At 73.7% G+C, this 23,877-nt stretch carries 20 protein-coding genes; 10 read left to right on the top strand and 10 right to left on the bottom strand.

Going from position 1 to position 23,877, the window contains the following annotated elements; all coding sequences use genetic code 11:
- Positions 1–129: 129 nt before the first annotated feature.
- A complete protein-coding gene (locus ABD269_RS01280) occupies positions 130–1,416 on the top strand; it encodes a citrate synthase (RefSeq protein ID WP_301887296.1) in 1,287 nt (428 codons plus the stop codon).
- Between the two features lie 453 nt (positions 1,417–1,869).
- On the opposite strand, the gene ABD269_RS01275 is transcribed toward ABD269_RS01280, so the two are convergent.
- The 6 genes from ABD269_RS01275 to ABD269_RS01250 all read right to left on the bottom strand — a co-directional run bounded on the left by ABD269_RS01275 (position 1,870) and on the right by ABD269_RS01250 (position 8,153).
- Positions 1,870–4,125: a heavy metal translocating P-type ATPase gene (locus ABD269_RS01275; protein ID WP_344115135.1), complete on the bottom strand. Its 2,256-nt coding sequence runs from the start codon at positions 4,123–4,125 to the stop codon at positions 1,870–1,872.
- 46 nt (positions 4,126–4,171) lie between these two features.
- Positions 4,172–4,390, bottom strand: a complete 219-nt coding sequence (locus ABD269_RS01270; protein WP_301887298.1) for a heavy-metal-associated domain-containing protein — start codon at positions 4,388–4,390, stop codon at positions 4,172–4,174.
- A 163-nt stretch (positions 4,391–4,553) separates the two neighbouring features.
- Positions 4,554–4,760 (bottom strand): helix-turn-helix transcriptional regulator, encoded by a 207-nt coding sequence (locus tag ABD269_RS01265; RefSeq protein WP_301887299.1) that lies wholly within the window; start codon positions 4,758–4,760, stop codon positions 4,554–4,556.
- A gap of 206 nt (positions 4,761–4,966) precedes the next feature.
- Positions 4,967–5,947, bottom strand: a complete 981-nt coding sequence (locus tag ABD269_RS01260) for a Gfo/Idh/MocA family protein (RefSeq protein ID WP_344115131.1) — start codon at positions 5,945–5,947, stop codon at positions 4,967–4,969.
- A 227-nt stretch (positions 5,948–6,174) separates the two neighbouring features.
- Complete coding sequence (locus ABD269_RS01255) at positions 6,175–7,194, bottom strand: Gfo/Idh/MocA family protein (RefSeq protein ID WP_344115129.1); 1,020 nt, start codon at positions 7,192–7,194, stop codon at positions 6,175–6,177.
- Between the two features lie 41 nt (positions 7,195–7,235).
- The gene (locus tag ABD269_RS01250) at positions 7,236–8,153 is read right to left on the bottom strand and encodes a sugar phosphate isomerase/epimerase family protein (protein ID WP_344115127.1); all 918 of its coding nucleotides are present in this window, start codon (positions 8,151–8,153) and stop codon (positions 7,236–7,238) included.
- Between the two features lie 182 nt (positions 8,154–8,335).
- Between ABD269_RS01250 and iolC the strand changes: the two genes are divergently transcribed.
- The 8 genes from iolC to ABD269_RS01210 all read left to right on the top strand — a co-directional run bounded on the left by iolC (position 8,336) and on the right by ABD269_RS01210 (position 19,679).
- Complete coding sequence (iolC, locus tag ABD269_RS01245; protein ID WP_301887303.1) at positions 8,336–9,334, top strand: 5-dehydro-2-deoxygluconokinase; 999 nt, start codon at positions 8,336–8,338, stop codon at positions 9,332–9,334.
- Between the two features lie 249 nt (positions 9,335–9,583).
- Complete coding sequence (locus ABD269_RS01240) at positions 9,584–10,456, top strand: Cgl0159 family (beta/alpha)8-fold protein (protein WP_344115124.1); 873 nt, start codon at positions 9,584–9,586, stop codon at positions 10,454–10,456.
- A 39-nt stretch (positions 10,457–10,495) separates the two neighbouring features.
- Positions 10,496–11,371 carry a 5-deoxy-glucuronate isomerase gene (gene iolB, locus ABD269_RS01235; RefSeq protein ID WP_344115122.1) on the top strand — a complete coding sequence of 292 codons (876 nt, stop codon included), beginning with the start codon at positions 10,496–10,498 and terminating at the stop codon, positions 11,369–11,371.
- Positions 11,368–13,248: a 3D-(3,5/4)-trihydroxycyclohexane-1,2-dione acylhydrolase (decyclizing) gene (gene iolD / locus ABD269_RS01230; RefSeq protein WP_344115120.1), complete on the top strand. Its 1,881-nt coding sequence runs from the start codon at positions 11,368–11,370 to the stop codon at positions 13,246–13,248. The genes iolB and iolD overlap by 4 nt, the downstream gene beginning before the upstream one ends.
- 59 nt (positions 13,249–13,307) lie before the next feature.
- Complete coding sequence (locus ABD269_RS01225) at positions 13,308–14,801, top strand: CoA-acylating methylmalonate-semialdehyde dehydrogenase (protein WP_344115118.1); 1,494 nt, start codon at positions 13,308–13,310, stop codon at positions 14,799–14,801.
- A gap of 54 nt (positions 14,802–14,855) precedes the next feature.
- Positions 14,856–16,952 carry an FUSC family protein gene (locus ABD269_RS01220; RefSeq protein ID WP_301887308.1) on the top strand — a complete coding sequence of 699 codons (2,097 nt, stop codon included), beginning with the start codon at positions 14,856–14,858 and terminating at the stop codon, positions 16,950–16,952.
- Between the two features lie 106 nt (positions 16,953–17,058).
- On the top strand, positions 17,059–18,705 hold the full coding sequence (locus tag ABD269_RS01215) for a sigma-70 family RNA polymerase sigma factor (protein WP_344115115.1): 1,647 nt from the start codon (positions 17,059–17,061) through the stop codon (positions 18,703–18,705).
- A 77-nt stretch (positions 18,706–18,782) separates the two neighbouring features.
- A complete protein-coding gene (locus ABD269_RS01210; RefSeq protein WP_301887310.1) occupies positions 18,783–19,679 on the top strand; it encodes a LysR family transcriptional regulator in 897 nt (298 codons plus the stop codon).
- A 254-nt stretch (positions 19,680–19,933) separates the two neighbouring features.
- On the opposite strand, the gene crcB (ABD269_RS01205) is transcribed toward ABD269_RS01210, so the two are convergent.
- The 4 genes from crcB (ABD269_RS01205) to ABD269_RS01190 all read right to left on the bottom strand — a co-directional run bounded on the left by crcB (ABD269_RS01205) (position 19,934) and on the right by ABD269_RS01190 (position 22,496).
- Complete coding sequence (gene crcB / locus ABD269_RS01205) at positions 19,934–20,296, bottom strand: fluoride efflux transporter CrcB (RefSeq protein ID WP_344115114.1); 363 nt, start codon at positions 20,294–20,296, stop codon at positions 19,934–19,936.
- The gene (locus tag ABD269_RS01200; RefSeq protein ID WP_301887312.1) at positions 20,293–20,649 is read right to left on the bottom strand and encodes a DUF190 domain-containing protein; all 357 of its coding nucleotides are present in this window, start codon (positions 20,647–20,649) and stop codon (positions 20,293–20,295) included. The genes crcB (ABD269_RS01205) and ABD269_RS01200 overlap by 4 nt, the downstream gene beginning before the upstream one ends.
- The gene (crcB, locus tag ABD269_RS01195; RefSeq protein ID WP_344115111.1) at positions 20,646–21,113 is read right to left on the bottom strand and encodes a fluoride efflux transporter CrcB; all 468 of its coding nucleotides are present in this window, start codon (positions 21,111–21,113) and stop codon (positions 20,646–20,648) included. The genes ABD269_RS01200 and crcB (ABD269_RS01195) overlap by 4 nt, the downstream gene beginning before the upstream one ends.
- Before the next feature lie 147 nt (positions 21,114–21,260).
- Positions 21,261–22,496, bottom strand: coding sequence for a styrene monooxygenase/indole monooxygenase family protein (locus tag ABD269_RS01190; RefSeq protein ID WP_344115109.1), 1,236 nt, complete (start codon positions 22,494–22,496; stop codon positions 21,261–21,263).
- Between the two features lie 382 nt (positions 22,497–22,878).
- Here ABD269_RS01190 and ABD269_RS01185 point away from each other — a divergent pair, with 382 nt between their 5' ends.
- Entirely contained in the window at positions 22,879–23,856 is a 978-nt protein-coding gene (locus tag ABD269_RS01185) for a polyprenyl synthetase family protein (RefSeq protein WP_301887315.1), read from the top strand.
- The last annotated feature ends 21 nt before the right edge of the window (positions 23,857–23,877 follow it).

Raw genomic sequence — 23,877 nt, 5'->3', positions numbered from 1 at the left:
CTGGGCGGCACTGAGTGCCGTCTTTAGGCCCTATGGCCGACCCCGAGTGCACGTGCATCGTCCAAATGGGGGAAGGTAGGGGTAGTCAGGGCACCTCGAAGAAGAGGCACAACGTCGGTGAGGGATGACGTGAGCGACAACTCTGTAGTACTGCGGTACGGGGACGGCGAATACACCTACCCGGTGGTCGACAGCACCGTCGGCGACAAGGGCTTCGACATCGGCAAGCTCCGCGCCGAGACCGGGCTGGTGACCCTGGACTCCGGTTACGGCAACACCGCCGCGTACAAGTCCGCTATCACCTACCTCGATGGCGAGCAGGGCATCCTCCGCTACCGCGGTTACCCGATCGAGCAGGTCGCCGAGCGCAGCACGTTCCTGGAGACGGCGTTCCTGCTGATCAACGGCGAGCTGCCGTCCGCCGACGAGCTCGCCACCTTCAAGGGTGAGATCACCCAGCACACGCTGCTGCACGAGGACGTCAAGCGCTTCTTCGACGGCTTCCCGCGTGACGCCCACCCGATGGCCATGCTGTCGTCCGTGGTCAGCGCGCTGTCCACCTTCTACCAGGACAGCCACAACCCGTTCGACGAGAAGCAGCGCCACCTCTCGACGATCCGTCTGCTGGCCAAGCTGCCGACGATCGCCGCGTACGCCTACAAGAAGTCGATCGGCCACCCGTTCGTCTACCCGCGCAACGACCTCGGCTACGTCGAGAACTTCCTGCGGATGACGTTCTCGGTGCCGGCCCAGGAGTACGACCTCGACCCGGTCGTCGTCTCGGCGCTCGAGAAGCTGCTGATCCTGCACGCGGACCACGAGCAGAACTGTTCGACCTCCACCGTGCGCCTGGTCGGCTCCTCGCAGGCGAACATGTTCGCCTCGATCTCCGCCGGCATCAGCGCTCTGTGGGGCCCGCTGCACGGTGGCGCCAACCAGTCGGTCCTGGAGATGCTGGAAGGCATCCAGGCCAACGGCGGCGACGTCGACTCCTTCATCCGCAAGGTGAAGAACAAGGAGGACGGCGTCCGCCTGATGGGCTTCGGCCACCGCGTCTACAAGAGCTTCGACCCCCGGGCGAAGATCATCAAGGCGGCGGCCCACGATGTCCTCTCGGCGCTCGGCAAGTCCGACGAGCTGCTGGACATCGCGCTCAAGCTGGAGGAGCACGCGCTCTCCGACGACTACTTCGTCTCGCGCAACCTCTACCCCAACGTGGACTTCTACACCGGTCTGATCTACCGGGCCATGGGTTTCCCGACCGAGATGTTCACCGTGCTCTTCGCGCTCGGCCGCCTCCCCGGCTGGATCGCCCAGTGGCACGAGATGATCAAGGAGCCCGGCTCCCGCATCGGCCGCCCGCGCCAGATCTACACCGGCGTGGTGGAGCGCGACCTGCCGCTCGACCGCAGCTGACGTCCGCAGGGCCCCTCGTGGGCTGAGCGTCGCGGGCCGGGAAAGACGGACCGCGAAAAAACGGGCAGAGAAAAGCGCCCCGCTACCGATCCCCCCACGGGTCGGAGCGGGGCGCTTTCCGTTCCCCGGTACGGATTCCCCCCACGGGATCCGGCCGGGAGTCGCGGTGCGCGGAGCCGACGCGATCTGCCGGGACCCGTACGAACGGGAGGGCCGCTCAAAGCTCCCCGGTGTACGTGCCCCGGCCACGCGTGGCCGGTACCGTCCCCCAAGACGATCCAGCACTGCCTGGTTAGACCCGCGACCCCCCGCAATGGTTACCTGGAAAAGGCTGTGATCTAGGTCTCCTGCCATAACTGGACGTAAAAGGGCAAGGGGTCGAATGTGTGGGTGTTGTGTCGCTTATATGGATTACGTGAATCCGGGTCCGGGCGGCTCCGGGCGGCCCGGGGCTCAGTGGAAAGAGCGCAGCCGCAGGCTGTTGGTCACGACGAACACGGACGAGAAGGCCATCGCCGCCCCCGCGATCATCGGGTTGAGCAGCCCCGCCGCGGCCAGCGGCAGCGCCGCCACGTTGTAGCCGAACGCCCAGAAGAGATTGCCCTTGATGGTCGCGAGCGTTCGCCGGGCCAGCCGGATCGCGTCCGCCGCGACGCGCAGGTCGCCCCGGACGAGCGTGAGGTCGCCCGCCTCCATGGCCGCGTCCGTGCCGGTCCCCATGGCCAGCCCCAGATCGGCCGTGGCCAGGGCGGCGGCGTCGTTGACCCCGTCGCCGACCATCGCGACCGTACGGCCCTCGCCCTGCAGCCGCCGGACGACGGCGACCTTGTCCTGCGGCAGCACCTCGGCGATCACCTCGTCGATGCCCACCGCGCGGGCGACGGATCCGGCCACCGCGGCGCTGTCGCCGGTCAGCAGCACCGGGCGCAGCCCCAGGGCCCGCAGCTCGGCCACCGCCCGCGCGCTGGTCGCCTTGACCGTGTCGGCGACGGAGAGGACGCCCCGCGCCTCCTTGTCCCAGGCCACCGCCACGGCGGTGCGGCCCTCGGCCCGCGCCGCGGCCAGCGCGTCCGCGAGCCGCGCGGGCAGCTCGATCCCCGCCTCGAAGAGCAGCGACTCCCGGCCCACCAGCACCTCGTGCCCCTCGACCAGGCCCCGGACGCCCAGCCCGGCCACGCTCTCGAAGTGCTCGGCGGGCGGCAGCCCACCGGTCCGCTCCTCGGCCCCGGCGGCGACGGCCCGCGCCACCGGGTGCTCGGAGAAGTGCTCCAGCGCGCCGGCGCGGCGCAGCAGGTCGCGCTCGTCCGTGCCCGGCGCGGTGACGACGTCGCGCAGACCCATCCGGCCGGTGGTCACCGTGCCCGTCTTGTCCAGCACGACCGTGTCCACCCGCCGGGTCGACTCCAGCACCTCCGGCCCCTTGATCAGGATGCCGAGCTGGGCGCCCCGGCCCGTGCCGACCATGAGCGCGGTCGGTGTGGCGAGGCCCAGGGCGCACGGGCAGGCGATGATCAGAACGGCCACGGCGGCGGTGAACGCGGCCGTGGTGTCGCCGGTCGCCAGCAGCCAGCCGGTCAGCGTCCCGAGCGCGATCAGCAGGACCACCGGCACGAAGACGCCGGAGACGCGGTCGGCGAGGCGCTGCACCTCGGCCTTGCCGCTCTGCGCGTCCTCCACCAGCCGGGCCATCCGGGCGAGCTGGGTGTCCGCGCCGACCCGCGTGGCCTCCACGACCAGCCGTCCGGCGGTGTTGACGGTCGCGCCCGCGACCGTGTCACCCACGTTCACGTCCACCGGCGCCGACTCGCCCGTCAGCATCGAGGCGTCCACGGCGGACGCGCCCTCGACCACCGTGCCGTCCGTCGCGACCTTCTCCCCGGGCCGTACGACGAAGCGGTCGCCGACCGCCAGGCGGGACACCGGGACCCGCTCCTCGCGGCCGTTCCGCAGGACGGCCACGTCCTTGGCGCCCAGCTCCAGCAGCGCCCGCAGCGCGGCCCCCGCCTTCCGCTTGGACCGCGCCTCCAGCCAGCGCCCGGCGAGGAGGAACGTCGTCACCCCGGCCGCCGCCTCCAGATAGATCGTCGACGACCCGTCCGTACGGGACACGGTGAGCGAGAACGCGTGCCGCATGTGCGGCATCCCGGCCGTGCCGAGGAACAGCGCCCACAGCGACCAGCCGAACGCGGCCAGCGTGCCGATCGAGACCAGGGTGTCCATGCTCGCCGCGCCGTGCCGGGCGTTGGTCCACGCGGCCCGGTGGAAGGGGAGCGCGCCCCAGATCACAACGGGGGCGGCGAGCGCCAGCGACAGCCACTGCCAGTTGTCGAACTGGAGCGCGGGGACCATCGACATCAGCACGACCGGCACGGACAGCACGGCCGAGACGGCCAGCCGCTGCCGGAGCGCCCCCGCCTCCCCGCCGTCCTCGCCCTCCGCCGCCGTGGCCGCCTCGGGCCCGGGAGCCCGGGGCGGCTCGGCCGTATACCCCGTCCGCTCCACCTCGGCGATGACGTCCGCCACCGTCACCCCTTCGCCGAGGGCGACGCGGGCCTTCTCCGTGGCGAAGTTGACGGTCGCCCGGACGCCGTCCATCCGGTTGAGCCTGCGCTCCACCCGGGCGGCGCACGACGCGCAGGTCATTCCGCCGACGGCGAGTTCGACCTCGGTGGGAGCGGGTGTCTCGGGGGTGGGGGCCGTGCCGGTCATCGCGGGTTCCCGGTGGGGAGGGGGCGGAACGGGTGGGGCGTACGGGTCAGGCGCGGCCCGTGAGCTCGTAGCCCGCCTCGTCGACGGCGGCGCGGATCGCCTCGTCGTCCAGCGGGGCGGCGGCGGTCACGGTGACCCGGCCGGTTGCGGCGACGGCCTTCACCGAGGTGACCCCGGCGAGGGCGGAGATCTCTTCGGTGACCGCGGACTCGCAGTGCCCGCAGGTCATGCCGGTCACCTGGTAGACGGTGGTGGAGTCGCTCATGGTGGTTCCCCTCGGTGAGGTCGTGCGTCGTCGGACAACAGCACCAACAGCTTACCCCCTGGGGGTATTCCTCGCCGGGGGTTCCGCCGGTCCCGCGGGGGCGCGCACGCATAAGGGGCCCCGGGCCGGAAGTCCGGCCCGGGGCCCCTGGGAGGGCGGTGTGTCAGTCCTTGGCCTCACGCCGGGAGCGGTTGCCGGGGCGGGCGGCCACCCAGTCGCGGATGGTGTCCGCGAACCAGTAGGGCTTGCTCTCCTCGACCAGGTCGGGTGCGGGGAGCATGCCGTGCTTGCGGTAGGTCCGGACGGTATCGGTCTGTACGCCGATGTGCGCCGCGATCTCTTTGTAGGACCAGAGTCGACGGTCGGTCATCTCTCGCGCCTCTCCGCTGCGCCGCGGCGACGGAGGGGGATCCGTCGGGGAAGCCGCGGCGCGGCCTTCTTGATCACTGAGCCTGTGCCCGGTGAACGACGCGGAGTGAGCGACGGCGAGGGGTTGTTGGGGGTCTGTGACCTAAGCTCTGCGAAAGCGTGACGGTCGTGACGGTGTGACCTCTCACGCCGGTGGGCGGTCGGCGGTCACAGCCTGACGGGGCGGTTCTCCCGGCGCGACAGCTCGCACGCCTCGGCGATCAGCTGCGCCGCCAGCCCCTCCTGCCCGGAGCAGAGGTTGGGCGCCTCGCCGCGCGCCGCCCGCAGGAAATGAGCCAACTCGGCGCGGTACGCGGTGTCGAACCGCTCCAGGAAGTCCGCCCAGGGCCGCTCCGGCGCGCCGGGCCCGCCCGGTTCGGCCGACGTCGTGGGCGTACGGTCGCCGAGTCCCACCACCCACTGGTCGCGCTCACCGGACAGCTCCATCCGTACGTCGTGCCCCGCGCCGTTGTAGCGGGTGGCGGTCGCGGTGACGAGTGTGCCGTCGTCCAGGGTGAGCAGGGCGGCGGCGGTGTCCACGTCGCCCGCCTCCCGGAAGAACGCCGCGCCGCCGGCCGAGCCCCGTGCGTAGACCTCCGTCACCTCACGTCCCGTCAGCCACCGCACGGTGTCGAAGTCGTGGATCAGGCAGTCGCGGATCAGCCCGCCGGAGAGCGGCAGGAAGTCCGCGGGCGGGGGAGCGGCGTCCGAGGTGACGGCCCGGATGGTGTGCACCCGCCCCAGCCGCCCCGACCGCAACGCGTCGCGCGCAGCGCGGAACCCGGGGTCGAAGCGCCGCTGGAAGCCGAGCTGCAACAGCGTCCCCGCCTCCTCGACGGCACTCAGCGCCTGCCGCGTGCGCCGGGGATCGAGGGCGACGGGCTTCTCGCAGAACGCGGGCAGCCCGGCGCGGGCGGCGCGGGTGACGAGGTCGGCGTGGGTCGAGGTGGGGGTGGTGATGACGAGGGCGTCGACGGTGCGGAGGAGGGTGTCGACGGTGGTGGTTCCGGCGTTGAGGCGTGCGGCGAGGGTGGTTGCGCGCTGTTCGTCGGCGTCGGCGATGAAGAGTGCTTCGACGTCGTCGGCGGTGGCGAGTACGGAGGCGTGGAACGAGCCGATGCGTCCCGCGCCGATGAGTCCGACCCTCATGGTGCAGCTCCGTTTCTTTTCCCCAGCCCCGCCCCTTCCCGGCTGTGTCAATTTGCGGCTCCGCCGCGTGGGGGGCTCCGCCCCAGACCCCGAAGCACGCTTCGCGCGCTGTCCTCAAACGCCGGACGGGCTGAATTCCGGGCTACGGTCCGCGAAATCCAGCCCGTCCGGCGTTTGAGGACGCGCCCGCAGGGCGCTCCGCCGCAGGCGGCAACGGGCCCGCGCTCTCAGCCGTACAGTCGTGGACGCTCCGCCAACATCACTCGCTCGCGGGCACCCGACGCCTGGGCCCGGGTGCCCGCTTCGCAGGCGGCTGCCGCCGCGTAGCCGTCCCACGCGGTCGGGCCCTCCGTGCGGCCCTCGCGGGTGGCGGTCACCCAGCGTTGGACCTGTTCGTCGTACGCGGTGCGGAAGCGTTCGACGAAGTCCTGGGGGATCTCGCCGCCCCAGCGGCCGGCCGTGTTCACGAGCAGGCCGTGCGCGTCGCCGATGCGCGCGCTGCCGCGCTCGCCGACGGCCTCGCACTGGACCTGGTAGCCGAAGCCGCAGTTGACGAAGATCTCGACGTCCGCGAGGGCGCCGCCGGAGGTCTCCAGGAGGACGAGCTGAGGGTCGCCGAGGCCTTCGGGCGCGGCGGACGAGCGGGCCGGTTTGAGGACGGTGACGGCGGCGATCTCCTGGCCGAGTAGCCAGCGCGTGGCATCGATCTCGTGGACCACCGAGTCGTTGATCATCATCTGCTCGGTGAAGCCGGGCGGTGTGGCCGCGTTGCGGTGCCGGCAGTGCAGCATCAGCGGGCGCCCGATGCCGCCGCCGTCCAGCAGCGCCTTGAGGCGCAGGTACTCCGGGTCGTACCGCCGCATGAAGCCCACCTGGACGCGCCGGTGGCCGAGCCGGGCCTCGGCCTCCACCACGCGCAGTGCGGACGCGGCGTCGGGCGTGAGCGGCTTCTCGCACAGCACGGGCAGATCGCGCGCGAACGCCTCCAGCAGCGTGGCCTCGTGCGCGGGGGCGGGGGAGGCGATGAGCACGGCGTCCACGTCGGGGGCGGACAGGGCGGCGGCCGCGTCGGTGTAGGCCGTACAGCCGTCGATGCCGCCCGCGGCGCGCTTGGCGCGGTCGCCGTCGATGTCGACGACCGCCGCGACCCGCGCCCCGCTGATGACCCGGTCGAGCCGCCGGACGTGGTCGGCGCCCATCCGTCCCGTGCCGATGACGGCGACGCCGAGCGTGCCTTGCTGCGTCATGGTGGGTGCCTCCTCGTTCCGTACATGGGGGAAAAAAGCCGTCAGACGCCGCAGCCCCGCAGATAGCGCCGGGTGCGCCGGGCGATGGGCAGCGGGCGGTCCGGCGGACAGGGGTACATGTCCTGTTCCACGATGGCGAACAGGTCGGCGTCCAGCTTCGCGGCGGCCGCGAGCACGGGCTCCAGCGCCGGTACGCCGCGCGGCGGTTCGCACATCACGCCCTGCCGCACGGCGGGCCCGAACGGGGTGCCCTTCGCGACCACCTCCGCCAGGACCGCCGGGTCGACCTGCTTGAGGTGGAGATAGCCGATCCGCTCGCCGTAGGTCTCGATGAGCTTGACGCTGTCGCCGCCGCAGTACGCGTAATGCCCGGTGTCCAGGCACAGGTTGACCAGCGCGGGGTCCGTCGCGTCGAGGAACCGCTCGACGTGCGCCTCGGTGTCGATGTGGGTGTCGGCGTGCGGGTGGACGACGACCTCCAGGCCGTAGCGGTCGCGGACCTCGCGGGCCAGCCGCTCCGTGCCCGTGGCCAGGTGCTGCCACTGCCCGGCCGTCAGCTCGGGGCTCTCGATCTGCTCCGCGGTCCGGTCGTCGCGCCAGAAGGACGGGATGACGACCAGGTGCCGCGCGCCCGTCGCCCGGGTCAGCCCGGCGACCGCGGACACGTGCTCCCAGGTCGCATCCCAGACGGAGGGGCCGCGGTGCAGGGCGGTGAAGACCGTGCCCGCGGAGACGGAGAGGCCGCGCCGCCCGGTCTCGTCGCGCAGCCGGCCGGGGTCGGTGGGGAGGTAGCCGTACGGCCCCAGCTCGATCCAGGCGTAGCCCGCGTCGGCGACCTCGTCCAGGAAGCGCTGCCAGGGGACCTGGGCCGGGTCGTCGGCGAACCACACGCCCCAGGAGTCCGGGGCGGAACCCACCCGGATGCGGGACGCGGGCGAAGGAGCGGGGCTGGGGGGCATTGCGGCTCTCCTCGGGTCGCCTCGGGCGAGGGGCGGGGGCTCCCCGTAGCTTCCCCGCCGGGCGGAGGGGGTGTCAAGGTTACGTCCGGACATTCGGACGTCACGTCAAGTCCGCCCCGAGTACGTCAATATGTAAGGACAATTCCTTGACATGGTCGCGGGGGCCCGGCTAGACCTGACCCATGAGCGAGACGGGACCGTACGACCTGATCACCATGGGCCGGGTCGGGGTGGACCTCTATCCCTTGCAGCCCGGCGTGCCGCTGGCGGAGGTCGAGACCTTCGGCAAGTTCCTCGGCGGCTCGCCGGCCAATGTCGCGGTCGCCGCCGCCCGGCTCGGCCGCCGCACCGCGCTGATCAGCCGCACCGGCGCCGACCCCTTCGGCGACTACGTCCGCCGGGCGCTGCGCGACTTCGGCGTGGACGACCGGTGGGTGACGCCCGTGCCCGCCCACCCCACGCCCCTGACCTTCTGCGAGATCTTCCCGCCGGACGACTTCCCGCTCTACTTCTACCGTCGGCCCAAGGCGCCCGACCTGGAGATCCACACCACCGAACTGGACCTGGACGCGATCCGCGCCGCCCGCATCTTCTGGGTGACCGGCACCGGCCTGTGCGAGGAGCCGAGCCGCTCCGCGACGCTCGCCGCGCTCGCGGCCCGCGCCAAGCGGGGCACCACCGTGCTCGACCTCGACTGGCGCCCGCTGTTCTGGGGCGGCGAGGGCGGCGCCTCGGGCGACGGCGGGCGTACGGGTGCCGCCGCGATGGCCACCGCCCGGCCGTACTACGCGGCCGCCCTCGCCCACGCCACCGTCGCCGTCGGCAACGCCGACGAGTGCGAGGTCGCCACGGGCGAGCGCGAGCCGCTCGCGGCGGCCTGGGCGCTCCTCGACGCGGGCGTCGAACTGGCCGTCGTCAAGCAGGGACCCAAGGGCGTCCTCGCCGTCCACCGGGACGGCACGACGGCGGAGGTCCCGCCGGTGGAGATCGAGGTGCTGAACGGGTTGGGGGCGGGTGATGCGTTTGGCGGGGCGCTGTGCGATGGGTTGCTGAGCGGGTTGTCGTTGGCGGTGTCGTTGCGTTACGCGAACGCTGCGGGGGCGCTTGTCGCTTCGCGGCTGTCCTGCTCTTCGGCGATGCCGACGCGATCGGAGATCGAGGGGTTGCTGGGTTCCGGGTAGCCGCGGGTTTTGTTCCCCTACCCCGCCCCTTCCCGAAACTGGGGCTCGTGCCCCAGACCCCCGGCTGCGGGCCGTCTTGCCGCCTGCGGCGGGAGCGCCCTGCGGGCGCGTCCTCAAACGCCGGACGGGCTGAATTCGCGCACCCCGGGGGTCTGGGGGCGGAGCCCCCAGTTTCGGGAAGGGGCGGGGCTGGGGAAAAAGCCCGCCGCAGGCGTCCGCCGTGCAACATCCGCCGAGCCGAAGGTCATCGTGAGAATCGACATCGCCGACCTGGTCAACGTAAGGGCCGCGCACCCCGAAGCCGTCGCCGAAGCCGCTGCGCGGCGGGTGCGGCGGCCGCTCGTCGGGGACAGCGGGCGGCTGATGATCATCGCCGCCGACCACCCCGCGCGCGGCGCACTCGCCGTCGGGGACCGGCCGTTCGCCATGGCCGACAGGGCCGGGCTGCTGGAGCGGCTGTGCCTCGCGCTGTCCCGGCCCGGCGTCGACGGGGTGCTCGGCTCCGCCGACGTCCTCGACGACCTGCTGCTGCTCGGCGCGCTGGAGGACAAGGTCGTCATCGGGTCCATGAACCGCGGCGGGCTCGCGGGTGCCGCGTTCGAGATGGACGACCGGTTCACCGGGCACCGCCCCGAGGACCTGGCCGGGCTCGGCTTCGACGCGGGCAAGCTCCTGCTGCGCATCGACCACGACGACCCCGGCTCGCTGCGGACCCTGCACTCCGCGGCCCGCGCCATCGACGACATGGCCGCCCGCCGACTGCCCGTCTTCGTCGAACCGTTCCTCTCCCGGCGGGTGGCCGGCCGGGTCCACAACGACCTGGGCGCCGAGGCCGTCACCACCTCCATCGCCATCGCCTCGGGGCTCGCCGGGACCTCCGCGTACACCTGGCTCAAGGTGCCCGTCACCGACGACCCCGCCGACATGGGCCGGGTGCTGGAGACGACCACGCTCCCCACCGTGCTGCTCGGTGGCGACGTGGGCGGCGACGCCGCGTACGAGAAGTGGCGCACGGCCCTGCGGCTGCCCACCGTGAAGGGGCTCGTCGTCGGCCGTTCCCTGCTCTATCCGGCCGACGGGGATGTGGCCGGTGCCGTCGACACGGCCGTACGACTGCTGTGACGCTTGTGGCCCACACGGCGTCAGGAGAGACGAGAGCTCATGACCTTCGCCACCCATCACCTCCCGGCGGGCAGTGCGGCCGACGGCCCGTACGCCCTGGACATCTGGCCCGAGCAGGCCGGCTGGAGCCACTCCTCGCTGCGCGTACTCACGCTCTCGCCCGGCTCCACGCACACCTTCACGGCGGGTGACAGCGAATGGATCGTGCTGCCGCTGGCCGGAGGGTGCACGGTCACCGTCGACGGGGAGCCTTTCGAACTGCACGGCAGGAAGAGCGTGTTCGAGGGCGTGAGCGACTTCGCGTACGTGCCGAGGGACGCCCGGGTGACCCTCGGCTCCGGCGCGGGCGGCCGGTTCGCGCTCGCCGGGGCGCGCTGCGCGAACCGGCTGACCGCGCGTTACGGCCCCGCCTCCGACGTCCCCGTGGAGCTGCGCGGCACCGGCAACTGCTCGCGGCAGGTCAACAACTTCGCCGCCGCAGACGCCTTCGCGTGCGACCGGCTCATCGCCGTCGAGGTGCTCACCCCCGGCGGCAACTGGTCCTCCTATCCGCCGCACAAGCACGACGAGCACCGCCCCGGCGAGGAGTCCCGCCTGGAGGAGATCTACTACTTCGAGATCGAGGGCGACGCCGGGCTGGGCTACCAGCGGGTCTCGCCCTCCCGGAGCGGTGGCACGGACGTGCTCGCGGAGGTCCGCACCGGCGACGCCGTGCTGATCCCCGACGGCTGGCACGGCCCGTCCGTCGCCGCCCCCGGCCACACCATGTACTACCTCAACGTCATGGCCGGGCCCGGCGCGGAACGGGAGTGGCTCATCAGAGATCACCCCGACCACGCCTGGATCCGCGCCACCTGGCCCGGACAGCCGGTCGACCCCCGGCTGCCGCTGTACACCGCAGGAGAGGCCCGATGACCGTTCCCACCCGGCGGCTGACCGTCGCCCAGGCCCTGGTGGAATTCCTCGCCCACCAGTACACCGAGCGCGACGGCACACGGCAGCGGCTGATCACGGCCTGCTGGGGCATCTTCGGCCACGGCAATGTCGCCGGGATCGGCCAGGCGCTGCTGGAGTCCGGCGACGCCATGCCCTACCACCAGGGCCGCAACGAACAGGCCATGGTGCACGCCGCCGTCGGCTACGCCCGCCACCGCGACCGGCTCTCCGCCCACGCCGTCACCACCTCCATCGGCCCCGGCGCCACCAACCTCGTCACCGGCGCCGCCCTCGCCACGATCAACCACATCCCCGTCCTCCTGCTGCCCGGCGACACCTTCGCCACCCGCCCCGCCGACCCCGTGCTCCAGCAGCTCGAACACCCGGGCGCGGGCGACATCTCCGTCAACGACTGCCTGCGGCCCGTCTCGCGGTACTTCGACCGGATCACCCGCCCCGAGATGCTGATCCCGGCCGCCCTGGAAGCCGTGCGGGTGCTCGCCGACCCCGTACAGACCGGCGCCGTCACCCTCGCCCTGCCGCAGGACGTACAGGCCGAGGCGTACGACTGGCCGGAGGAGTTCCTCGCCGACCGCGTCTGGCGCGTGCGCCGCCCCGCGCCCGACCCGGGCGCCCTCGCCGAGGCCGTGGCGGCCGTACGGGCCGCCCGCCGCCCGCTGCTGATCGCGGGCGGTGGCGTCCCGCACAGCGGCGCCTACGAGGCGCTGTCCGTGTTCGCCGACGCCACCGGCATCCCCGTCGCCTGCACCCAGGCGGGCAAGGGCTCGCTGCCCCACCACCACGCCCGCGACGTGGGCGGCCTCGGCCACACCGGCACCGCCGTCGCCGACGAACTCGCCCGCACCGCCGACCTCGTCATCGGCGTCGGCACCCGCTACAGCGACTTCACCACCGCCTCCTCGACCCTCTTCGCCGCGCCCGGCGTGCGCTTCGTCAACCTCAACATCACCTCCTTCGACGCCCACAAGCTCTCCGGCCTGCCCCTGGTCGGCGACGCGCGGGCCGGTCTTGAGGCGCTGCTTGAGGCGCTGTCCGGCCACCGCGTCCCCGCGGAGTACGAGCGGGAGTACGCCCGCGGCAGGGCCGCCTGGGACCAGGTCGTCACCCGCGCCTTCTCCTGGACCGACCGCGCCGCCCGCCCCACCCAGGCCCAGGTGCTCGGCGCCCTCGACCGGGTCGTCGACCCCTCGGACGTGATCGTCAACGCGGCCGGCTCGCTCCCCGGCGACCTCCACAAGCTCTGGCGCGCCCGGGGCCGCCGCGACTACCACCTCGAATACGGCTACTCCTGCATGGGCTACGAGATCCCCGCCGCGATCGGCGTCCGGATGGCGAGCCCCGACCGCCCCGTCTGGGCGCTCGTCGGCGACGGCACGTATCTGATGATGCCGACCGAGCTGGTCACGGCCGTGCAGGAAGGGATCGCCATCAAGCTCCTGCTGCTCCAGAACCACGGCTACGCCTCCATCGGCGGGCTCTCCGACGCCGTCGGCGGCGAGCGCTTCGGCACGGCCTACCGCTTCCGGGCCCCCGACGGCACGTACACCGGCGACCCGCTGCCGGTCGACCTCGCCGCCAACGCCGCCTCCCTGGGGATGTCGGTGCTGCGCGCCCGGACCAACGGCGAACTGGCGGAGGCGCTGGCCGAGGCACGCGCCGCCACCCGCCCCACATGTGTCTATGTGGAGACCGAAACGGCCGACACAGTGCCGGGCGCGCCCCCTGCGCAGGCATGGTGGGATGTGCCTGTCGCCCAGACCGCGACCCGTCCCGCGGCGGTCAGGGCCCGGGAGGAGTACGAACGGCACGTGGTCGGACGGCGCCGATATCTGTGAGGGCCTCCCGCCCGTCCGTCTCCCGTCCGCCAAGTCATCCGCCAGAAGGGTCCCCGAAGATGAAGACCGTGCACCACTGGATCGGCGGCAAGGCCGTCGAGGGCGCTTCCGGCACGTTCGGGCCGGTCACCGACCCCGCGACCGGGGAGGAGACCACCCGGGTCGCCTTCGCCTCCGCCGAGGAGGTCGACGCCGCCGTGGCGGCGGCGAAGGAGGCGTACGCCACCTGGGGCACCTCCTCGCTCGCCGCCCGCACCGCCGTCCTCTTCCGCTACCGCGCGCTCCTGGACGCCCACCGCGACGAGATCGCCCGGCTGATCACCGCCGAGCACGGCAAGGTCCACTCCGACGCGCTCGGCGAGGTCGCCCGCGGCCTGGAGATCGTCGAGCTGGCCTGCGGGATCACCACGCAGCTCAAGGGCGAGCTGTCGTCCCAGGTGTCCAGCGGTGTCGACGTCGCGGCGATCCGGCAGCCCCTCGGCGTCGTCGCGGGCATCACGCCCTTCAACTTCCCGGCCATGGTGCCGATGTGGATGTTCCCGCTCGCCGTCGCCTGCGGCAACACCTTCGTCCTCAAGCCCAGCGAGAAGGACCCCTCGGCCGCCTTCCTGCTCGCGGAACTGGCCGCCGAGGCGGGCCTGCCGGCCGGCGTGCTCAATGTCGTCAACGGCGACAAGGTGGCCGTCGACCGCATCCTGGAGCACCCCGACATCGCGGCCGTCTCCTTCGTCGGCTCCACCCCGATCGCCCGTCACATCCACACCGTGGCCACCGCGAACGGCAAGCGCGTCCAGGCACTCGGCGGCGCCAAGAACCACATGCTCGTGCTGCCCGACGCCGACCTCGACGCGGCCGCCGACGCCGCCGTCTCCGCCGCGTACGGCTCCGCCGGCGAGCGCTGCATGGCCATCTCCGCGGTCGTCGCGGTCGGCGCCACCGGCGACGCGCTCGTGGAGAAGATCGTCGACCGCGCCGGGAAGATCAAGATCGGCCCCGGCGACGACCCCGCCTCCGAGATGGGCCCGCTCATCACCAAGGCCCACCGCGACAAGGTCGCCTCCTACGTGGAGGGCGCCGCCGGACAGGGCGCGCGGGTCGTCCTGGACGGCACGGGCTTCACCGTCGAGGGCCACGAGAACGGGCACTGGATCGGCCTGTCCCTCCTCGACCACGTCGGCACGGACATGGACGCCTACCGCGACGAGATCTTCGGCCCGGTGCTGTGCGTGCTGCGCGCCGACACCTACGAGGAGGGCCTCGCCCTCATCAACGGCTCGTCCTGGGGCAACGGCACCGCCATCTTCACGCGCGACGGCGGCGCGGCGCGCCGCTTCCAGCTGGAGGTCCACGCGGGGATGGTGGGCGTCAACGTCCCGATCCCGGTGCCGGTGGGCTACCACTCCTTCGGCGGCTGGAAGGACTCCCTCTTCGGTGACCTGCACATCTACGGCAACGACGGCGTGCACTTCTACACCCGCGGCAAGGTCGTGACGACCCGCTGGCCCGACCCCTCGGAAAGCGGCGTCGACCTGGGCTTCCCCAGCCACCGGTGAGCGCGGGGCGCGGGCGGCGACGGACCTGAACCCGCCAAAACGTAAGCTCAGGTCATGACCTGGTCCAGCGCCCTGAGAGAAACCGTACGGACCGGTCTGACCGTGGAGCGCACCAAGCTGACCCCGGTCGTCGCCCTCCGCGGCGCGGCCGGGGTCGCGATCGTGGTCGGGCTGACGCTCTGGCTCGGCACGCCCACCCTCGCCGTCTCCTCCGCGTTCGGCGCCTTCGCCGCGGGCCTGGCGACGTTCCAGCGGAGCTGGCGGCCGCGGCCCGTGCTGGCGCTCGCGGTGGCGGTGGGGCTCGGCATCAGTACGTTCCTGGGCTACATGGCCGCCGCCGACCACGTCCTGTTCGCCACGCTGCTGGCGGTGTGGACGCTCTTCGCCGGCATGGCGTGGGCGGTCGGGCCGGTGTCCGGGCTCGTCGCCACGCAGACCATCGCCGTCATGCTCGTCACGGTCACCCTGCCGACGTCCGTGCTCGGCGCCCTGGAGCACGCCGGGCTCATCGCCGTCGGCGGGCTGGTCCAGGCGGCGCTGATCGTGCTGCTGCCCGTCCGCCCCTGGGGCATCCAGCGCGACGCGCTCGCCGACGCGCTCGCCGCCGAGGCGGACTACGCGCGAAGACTCCGCCACGACCCCATGGCCCGCTTCGACCCGCAGCCGCTCATGGACGCCCGTGAGGCCGCCGAGCTCACGCCCCGTCAGGCCCGCAACAGGCCCCGCCAGCTCGGCGGTCCGCGCGGGGTCGCCGAGCGCATCCGGCCGGTGCTCGCCTCGATCGCCGACCCCGTGCTGGGCGCCCCCGCCGAGGGGCCCGAGCGCGACCGGGCCCGCGATCTGCTGGCCGCCGCCGGGGCGGTCCTGGACGCCGTCGCCCGCGCCATCCGCTGGGGCAAGCCGGTGCGGCTGTCGCCCGAGACGGTGGCCACCTTGCAGGTGCCCGCGTCCGGGCCGATGCTCAAGGGCCCGGCCCGCCGCTCCGCGTACCGGCTGATCGCGCTGCTCGGCGACGCCGTGGACGCCACCGACGAGCCGGTCCGTTCGACCCGGCCGCCCGCCGGTGAGGAACACCGGCACCTGCTGCGGCCCTCCGTGCCCCGCCTCGTGCCGCTCGCGCTGCGCGCCCTGCGCCGCGAGGCGCGCTGGTCGTCGCCGGTCGGGCGGCACGCGGTCCGGGTGACGGCGGTCGTGCTGGTCGGCTACGTGCTGGGCACCGCGCTGCCGCTCGGACACGGCTACTGGGCGCCGATGACCTCCGTGATGGTGATGCGGCCGGACTTCGGCCAGACGTACTCGCGGGGCATCGCCCGCTTCGCCGGGACCGTCGTCGGCGTGCTGATCGGCGGGGCGCTGGTCGCCCTGGCCCACCCGGGGCCGTGGGTGAACGCGGGCCTCGCCGTGCTGTGCATCGCGCTGATGTACCTCCTGATGAACACCGGCTACAGCGTGGCGTCGGCGTGCATCGCCGCCTACGTCGTCTTCCTGCTCGGCATCGCGGGCGGGGACTGGTCGCAGACCGTCCAGGCGAGGGTGGCCCTCACCCTGCTGGGCGGGCTGCTCGCGATGGCCGCGTACGCGCTCTTCCCCACCTGGGAGACGCCCCGGCTGCGCGACCGGCTCGCCGACTGGCTGACCGCCAACGGCCGTTACAGCCTGGCCGTGCTCCACGCCTTCGGCAACCCCGCCGAGCGCCGCCCGCGCCGGGTGCGCGAGGCGCTGCTGGACTCGCGGGCGGCCCGTACCGCCTGGGACGAGGCGGCGGCCCGCGCCCTGACCGAGCCCGTACGGCACCGGGGCATCTCCCGTACGAAGGAGCGCGCGGCGGAGGCGGCGCTCGCCACCATGGGCCGGGCCACCATGCTGATGGAGGCTCACCTCCCGGACCGCGACGCCGAACCCTCCAAGGGCGCCGAGTCCTTCGCCGAGGCCCTCAAGGCGGCCCTCCCGGCCGCGGCCGAGGCCGTACGGGAACGGGGCCACCTGGACTGGACGGGCCCCCGCGCCGCGCTCGCCGCCTGGCAGGCGGAAGTCGGTGACGAGGGCGTCGCCGTGCGCGGCGCGGACCTTCTGCTGGACGCCCTCGACGAACTCGCCGAAGGGCTGTCGCCCGGCCCCGGCGGCCGCAACCGGGCGGCCCGCAGGCCGTGATCCGGCACTGCTGAAAAATTTCCTCTCCCTTTTCTGTTATCCCGCGCGGCGTCCCACGTCTCCTATGTGTCGGACCGAACGGAAAAGCGAGAAGGGGTGGCGCGGCGTGAAGAGTGACAGCGTGGCCGTGGTCGAGGCGGCACGGGCCGGGGACCCGGCGGCACAGGACGAGCTCGTCGCCGACTGCCTGCCGCTCGTCTACAACATCGTCGGACGGGCCCTCAACGGGCACGCCGACGTCGACGACGTGGTCCAGGAGACGATGCTGCGGGTCATCAACGGCCTGGACGAGCTCCGGGACCCCGCCCGCTTCCGCTCCTGGCTCGTGGCCATCACGACCAACCAGATACGCAGCCACTGGCGGGCTCGCCCCGAGGCACCCGTCAGTGGCCTGCAGGAAGTCGCCGAAGTCCCCGACCCCCGCGCGGACTTCGTCGACCTGACCATCGTGCGGCTTGGCCTCTCGGGCCAGCGCAGGGAGGTCGCGGAGGCGACCCGCTGGCTCGACGAGGGCGAGCAGACCGTGCTGTCCCTGTGGTGGCTGGAGGCGGCCGGTGAGCTGACCCGCGCCGAGGTCGCCGCCGCGCTGGAGCTGTCGCCCGCGCACACGGCCGTCCGCGTCCAGCGCACCAAGGAGCAGCTGGACACGGCGCGCGGCGTCGTACGCGCCCTCGGTGCCGCACCGCGCTGCCGCGAGCTCGCCGAGCTCGTCGGCCCCTGGGACGGCAACCCGTCCGCGCTGTGGCGCAAGCGCATCGCCCGGCACGCGCGCGCCTGCGGGGCGTGCGGGGGCGCCTGGTCCGCGCTGGTCCCCGCGGAGCGGCTGCTCGTCGGCCTCGGCCTGGTGCCGGTGGCGGGCGCGCTGCTCGGCTGGTGGAGCGGCGGGGCGGTGCTCCACACGCGGCCGGTCGCGGCCTCGTCCCCCGCTCCGGGCGCCTCCCGCGCCGCCCGGCACCGCACCGGCGGCAGCCGTACGCACGGCCACCGCGCCTCCTCCCGGCCCCGCACCGTGAAGCGGGCCGCCGCCGGGGCCGCGGCCCTGGCCGTCGTCGCGGGCGGTGTGCTGGGCGGGATGTACCTCTTCACCGACTCCACGGACCGTACGGACCGGCCCGTCTCGGCCGGGGACGAGATACCCACCCAGGTGAAGGCGCTGGACGCCTCCACCGGCGCCCTGCCGCCGAGCGCGTCGCCCTCGCCCCGGGCGAGCGCCTCCGCGAGCGCGTCCGCCAAGCCGAGCGCGTCCGCCCCGGCCTCCGCCCCGGAGAGCGCCACCGGCGACGCGCCCGAGCCGAAGAAGCCGGACCCCGCCACCGCCCGCCCCGCCACCGAGGCCCCCGCGGCGCCCAAGCCGCCCGCCGCGCCCGGCGGCGGCTCGCTCGGACAGCAGGTCACCGCCCTCGTCAACGCCGAGCGCGCGAAGGCCGGCTGCTCCCCGGTCACCGAGAACGCCACCCTGGACCGCGCGGCGCAGGGCCACTCCGACGACATGGCCGCCCGCAACTTCTTCGACCACACCAACCCCGACGGCGCGGGCCCGGGCGAGCGCATCACCGCCGCCGGGTACCACTGGAGCACGTACGGCGAGAACATCGCCTACGGGCAGCAGGACCCCGCCTCGGTCATGGACTCGTGGATGCACAGCGACGGGCACCGGCGGAACATCCTCAACTGCTCCTTCAAGGAGATCGGCGTCGGCGTCAACCACGCGCCGGGCGGCCCCCGGTGGACCCAGGTGTTCGGGGCGCGCTGACGGGCCCGCCCGCGCCGGCCGGTGAACGTCGATGCCGGAGCCTGTCTCGATAGGTTCCGGCTATATACGATGCGCGGGTGCAGTTCCAGCAGCTCCGCTACTTCACCACGCTCGCCGAGATCCGCCACTTCACGCGGGCCGCGGACGCGCTGCACGTCGCCCAGCCCTCGCTGTCCCAGCAGATCCGCGCCCTCGAACGGGAGCTGGGCGCCGAGCTCTTCCACCGGGCCCGGGGCAACATCACGCTCACCGACGCGGGCGAGGTCCTGCTGCCGCTCGCCCGGCAGATCCTCGCGGACACCGAGACGGCGCGCCGCGAGGTCCAGGAGGTCGTCCAGCTGCGGCGCGGCCGGGTGCGGCTCGGGGCGCCGCCCAGCCTCTGCGCGAGTCTGGTCCCCGATGTGCTGCACGCCTACCACGCGCGCTACCCGGGCATCGAGCTCGTGGTGGACGAGGGCGGCTCGCAGGACCTCGTCCGCACCCTCGCCGCCGGCGGGCTCGACCTCGCGCTGATCATCACCCCGCTGCCCGTCGGTGGCCCCGCCCTCGCCACCACCGAGCTCCTGCGCGAGGACCTCGTCGTCGTCACCGCCCCCTCGGCGCCACCGCCCACCCGGCGCAGCGCCATCCGGGTCGCGGAGCTCGCCGACCGGCCCATGGTGATGTTCCGGCGCGGCTACGACCTGCGGGAGATCACCACGGCGGCCTGTCGGGCGGCCGGTTTCGAACCGTCCTTCACCGTCGAGGGCGGCGAGATGGACGCCGTCCTCGGCTTCGTCCGCGCGGGCCTCGGCCTCGCCGTCGTCCCCGGCATGGTGGCCGCCCGCTCGGGCCTGCGCGTCACTCCCTTCGAGGGGACGCGGATGCGGCGCACGATCGCGGTGGCGCACCGCAAGGATGTCGCCCCACCACGCGCGGCGCGCGAGCTGCGCGGCGTTCTGCTGGAACATCTGGGCACGCCGCCGCCGGGGTGACCGGGCGTGGGTGCGACTCCGTTGCGCCTGCGGCGGGCTTGTTCCCCAGCCCCGCCCCTTCCCGAAACCGGGGAGACCCCGGACCCCCTGAAGCGGCTGCGCCGCTTGTCCTCAAACGCCGGACGGGCTGAATTCGCTGGCTACGGTCCGCGAAATCCAGCCCGTCCGGCGTTTGAGGACAGCGCGCGAAGCGTGCTTCGGGGTCTGGGGCGGAGCCCCAGTTCGGGAAGGGGCGGGGTGGGGAACAAACCCGCTCAGCCGACGACCGCCTGCCCCAGCGTCGCCCCCACCCACGCCGCCCCCAAACCACACACGACGCTCGCCCCCACGTTCATTACGGCAAAACCCGACGCGCCCTCCTCCGACAGCCGCAGCGTCTCGTACGAGAACGTCGAGTACGTCGTCAGCGCGCCACACAACCCCGTGCCCAACAGCAACTGCACGTGGGAAGAGACGGCCGCACCCGTGAGCGTGCCCAGGATCAGGCAGCCCACGACGTTGACGGTGAAGGTGCCCCAGGGGAAGACCGAGTCGTGGCGGGACTGCACGGCGCGGTCCGTGAGATAGCGCAGGGGCGCGCCGACCATGGCCCCGGCGACGACGACGATCCAGTTCACGCCGCGTCACCCGGCTCCCCGCCGCGGCCGGTGTAGCGCACGACCTCGACCTCGTCGAGCAACACGAGCCCCTCGTCGACCAGTTCGTCCAGGGCGGGGACGAAGGCCCGTACGCGCTCCTCGGTGTCGACGATCACCACGGACACCGGCAGGTCCTCGCTCAGGGACAGCAGCCGCGAGGTGTGGACGACGGAGGAGGCGCCGAATCCCTCGATGCCGCGGAAGACGCTCGCGCCCGCAAGCCCCGCCGCGTGGGCGCGGTGCACGATCTCGGAGTACAGCGGCCGGTGGTGCCAGGTGTCGGACTCGCCGACGACGACCGTCAGGCGCAGCGCGTTGCCGTGGAGTCTCATCGTGCCCTCCGGCGCAGGAACACGCGGGTGAGGTTCGCCGCCGCCCACACCGCCGCCAGTGCGGCGAGCAGCGTGCCCGCGAGATAGGCGAGGGCGGCCGCCGTGCGGCCGTCGTCCACCAGGTGCCGGATGTCCACCGCGTACGTGGAGAACGTGGTGAAGCCGCCCAGCACCCCGGTGCCGAGGAAGGGCCGCAGCAGCCGGTGCGGTGCGGCGAGGTCGGCGATCACCACGAGCAGGACGCCGATCAGGGCACAGCCGACGGTGTTGATCAGGAACGTGGTCCAGGGGAACGCGCCCTGGGCGGTCGGCCACAGCAGCCCCGCGCCGTAGCGGGCGGCGGCTCCGGCCCCGCCGCCGAGGGACACCGCGCAGACGACGGGCCACTGCCCGGGCGCGGCCGACCGCCCGGGGGACGGTGTTCGTACCGGGGAAGTGTCCGCGACGGCCCGTGAAGAGCCCATGAACGATGCCTCCTACTCGCGCGGTGCCAGCAAGTAGGGACCGTTGGCGGCGCCTGTGCCGCGGTTCGGGTACGGCGGGCCCCACCGCCGCGCGGCGGCCGACGGCCGCCACCGGATTCCAGGCTACCGCCATCGCTCCGGCACCGCTCAGGCGTCCGTCACCTGCCGGCCGGTCACCGCGGCCAGATACGCGTCGGCGCGGTCCTCGTCCAGCAGCCAGTCCTGGAAACGGACCGGGTCGGCGAAGCCGTTGGCGTAGCGGTGGGCGACCTCCGGGTGCGCCGTCGCCGCGACCAGGACGCGGCGCACGTGCTCGGGGAGCGGCCCCGCCAGCAGCAGGTTGGTGAAGGCCACCGCGTGCCGGGCGTGCTCCCAGAACGCGGCGAACGTCCGCAGCATCCACGTACGGTCGAAGGGCGCGTCGCCGTGGGCGAGGATCGCGCGGAGGTAGCCGTCGGCGCAGCGGGCCGCGGAGTTGGCGCCCTGGCCGGTCATCGGGTCGTTCACGACGACCGTGTCGGCCATGCCGAGGACGTGACGGCCGGGGGCGACCTGTGCCACCGGGTGCCGGACGACCGGGGTGACGGCCCCGACGAGGGCGGCGCCCGCGTCCGTCGGCTCGACGCCCGCGCACAGCTCGTACTCCCAGGGCGCGTGGGTCCGCAGCAGCTCCAGCGAGCGCTCGACCACGGCGTCCGGGCCGCCGGGGAGGTCCTGCCAGCGGTCGAGGGGCCCGCCGGGCACGGCCTCCCACATCAGCATCCCGCAGGGCCCGTCGAAGGACGTGCCGTCGAAGGCGAAGAACTCGCCGCGGCCTTCCGCCGGGCTGACCCGCAGCTGCGGCCCGGGGGCGTCCGACGGGGATCTCATGCCGTGCACGTAGACGGCGACCAGGGTCCGCCGGGGGCCGTCGTACGGGCTGTGCCGCTCGTCCCGGCCGAAGAGCTCCGACAGCGGGCCGCGGCCGGTCGCGACGACCGTCAGGTCGTGCGCCCCGGCGATCCGCTCCAGCTGCTCCGGCCCCACCGTGCCGTACTCGACGCGGCCGCCGCGCTCCTCGAACAGCTCCAGCCAGCGTGCCGTCTTGACGCGCTGGTCGACGGACTGCGCGGGCTCGTCGAAGGGCGCGGTGACGGCGGTGTCCGCGACGGTCGTGCGCAGCGCGCCCAGCCGCGGGGTCCCGGCCTCCCACAGGTTCAGGCCCGCGGCGCGCTCCAGGGCGAGGGCGGGGCCGTACATCACCTGGGTGGACAGGATGCTCCCGGCCCGGACCTCGTCCGGGCGCCGGGCCGCGTGGACGGTCACCTCATAGCCCCGGCCGTTCAGCCCGAGGGCCAGGTGCAGTCCCCCCTGCCCCGCGCCGACTACCGCGATCCTGCGCATCGCCGTCTCCCGCCTCCGCCGTCTCCGGGCCTTTCGTTTGTAGCGGCGCCGCAGCCGCGCTGTACAGATGGCCTGCCCTCGCGGAACCGGGCGCCCAAGGACGCGGCGGAGCCCCGGTCAGTTCCCGGTGCCTTCGCGCAACAGCCCAATATGAGCCACCCGCCGGCCCGCCGGAATCGCGCCACCGCCGACGGCCCCCGGCCACCGGACGCTCAAATTCCGGGCGGAGCCCCCGCGCATGGCTCGATCCGGTATGGCAGGAAACCACCGCTTCCGGCGCGCTCCGCTGGGAAGCCTTCTGGCCGGTCAGGCTCCGCCGGCGCGGCGGAGCACCCGCCGGCCCGGCCGGTCGCAGGCCGGAGCCGATCCAGGGAGGCACACGATGACAGCGCAACCAAGGTTGCCGCGCTCGCCGGCGCCCCAGGAGGTGGCCCCCCAACTCCAGCGCGCGGGCATGCTCGACCGCGTGGAGGAGCGCCTGCGCGGCCTCCTCAACGACGAACACCGGCGCTGGCGCACCGCCGACACCCGGGGCGCCGGGCTGATCGAGTCCCTCGCCGAGCTCGTCGCGGTGGGCGTCGACCGGGTGCGCCCGGTCGTCCTGCTCACCGGCTACCTCGCGGCGGGCGGCGACCCGGACGGCCCCGAGGCCGCCGAGGCGGTCGACGCCGCGGCCGCCCTCGAACTCCTCGACACCTGCACCCTCATCCGCAGCGACGTCCGCGACAACGCCGCTCTGCGCCGTGGCATCCCCACCCTCCACGTCAGCCGCGCCGCCGAGCACGAGCGCAACGGCTGGGCGGGCGACGCCGGGCGCTTCGGCGAGTCCACCGCGAACCTCGCGGGCGACCTCTCCCTCACCCTCGCCGACCGGCTCGCGGCCCGGCTGCCCGTCGCCGCCTGGCGGATCTGGGACGAACTGCGCCTGGAGCGGGTGGTCGGCACGTACGCCCACGAGGCGATGGCCGCCGAGTATCTCGACGACCCCTGGCCCGGGCGGTGCATATCGGGATGCGACCGGGGCTGCACGGCCGGCTGGTACGCCGTGCGGCACCCGCTGCGCCTGGGCGGCGCCCTCGCCGGCCGCCCCGACCTCGACGTCACCTACGACGCCTACGCCCGCGCCCTGCACGCCGCGTGGCGGCTGCGCGGCTTCCTCGACGGCGGGCCGGAGTACGACTGGGACGCCGAGCTGCTGCGGGAGATCCTCCTGGAGCGCGAGGAACGCGGCATCGCCGAGCGCCACATCCGCGAACTGGTCGAGCGCGCCACCCGCATCGCCACGTCCTCGCGGCTGGCGACGGGCTGGTCGGAGGAGCTCACGGCCTTCGCCGCGCGGATGGCGGCGGAGAAGGGCTGAGCGCGGGGCCGGTCGCGGGCG

Source organism: Streptomyces blastmyceticus (assembly GCF_039521185.1).
GTDB classification, from domain to species: Bacteria; Actinomycetota; Actinomycetes; order Streptomycetales; family Streptomycetaceae; genus Streptomyces; species Streptomyces blastmyceticus.
The sequence above is the reverse complement of the archived record's forward strand: the minus strand, read 5'-3'. Positions and strand labels throughout refer to the sequence as shown.

Excerpts from the sequence above, each read along its gene's own strand:
- ABD269_RS01275 (WP_344115135.1), bottom strand. The coding sequence starts at position 4,125 with ATGACCGGCACGGCCCCCACCCCCGAGACACCCGCTCCCACCGAGGTC.
- ABD269_RS01270 (WP_301887298.1), bottom strand. The coding sequence starts at position 4,390 with ATGAGCGACTCCACCACCGTCTACCAGGTGACCGGCATGACCTGCGGG.
- ABD269_RS01265 (WP_301887299.1), bottom strand. The coding sequence starts at position 4,760 with ATGACCGACCGTCGACTCTGGTCCTACAAAGAGATCGCGGCGCACATC.
- ABD269_RS01260 (WP_344115131.1), bottom strand. The coding sequence starts at position 5,947 with ATGAGGGTCGGACTCATCGGCGCGGGACGCATCGGCTCGTTCCACGCC.
- ABD269_RS01255 (WP_344115129.1), bottom strand. The coding sequence starts at position 7,194 with ATGACGCAGCAAGGCACGCTCGGCGTCGCCGTCATCGGCACGGGACGG.
- ABD269_RS01250 (WP_344115127.1), bottom strand. The coding sequence starts at position 8,153 with ATGCCCCCCAGCCCCGCTCCTTCGCCCGCGTCCCGCATCCGGGTGGGT.
- iolC (WP_301887303.1), top strand. The coding sequence starts at position 8,336 with ATGAGCGAGACGGGACCGTACGACCTGATCACCATGGGCCGGGTCGGG.
- iolB (WP_344115122.1), top strand. The coding sequence starts at position 10,496 with ATGACCTTCGCCACCCATCACCTCCCGGCGGGCAGTGCGGCCGACGGC.
- iolD (WP_344115120.1), top strand. The coding sequence starts at position 11,368 with ATGACCGTTCCCACCCGGCGGCTGACCGTCGCCCAGGCCCTGGTGGAA.
- ABD269_RS01225 (WP_344115118.1), top strand. The coding sequence starts at position 13,308 with ATGAAGACCGTGCACCACTGGATCGGCGGCAAGGCCGTCGAGGGCGCT.
- ABD269_RS01220 (WP_301887308.1), top strand. The coding sequence starts at position 14,856 with ATGACCTGGTCCAGCGCCCTGAGAGAAACCGTACGGACCGGTCTGACC.
- ABD269_RS01200 (WP_301887312.1), bottom strand. The coding sequence starts at position 20,649 with ATGAGACTCCACGGCAACGCGCTGCGCCTGACGGTCGTCGTCGGCGAG.
- crcB (WP_344115111.1), bottom strand. The coding sequence starts at position 21,113 with ATGGGCTCTTCACGGGCCGTCGCGGACACTTCCCCGGTACGAACACCG.
- ABD269_RS01190 (WP_344115109.1), bottom strand. The coding sequence starts at position 22,496 with ATGCGCAGGATCGCGGTAGTCGGCGCGGGGCAGGGGGGACTGCACCTG.
- ABD269_RS01185 (WP_301887315.1), top strand. The coding sequence starts at position 22,879 with ATGACAGCGCAACCAAGGTTGCCGCGCTCGCCGGCGCCCCAGGAGGTG.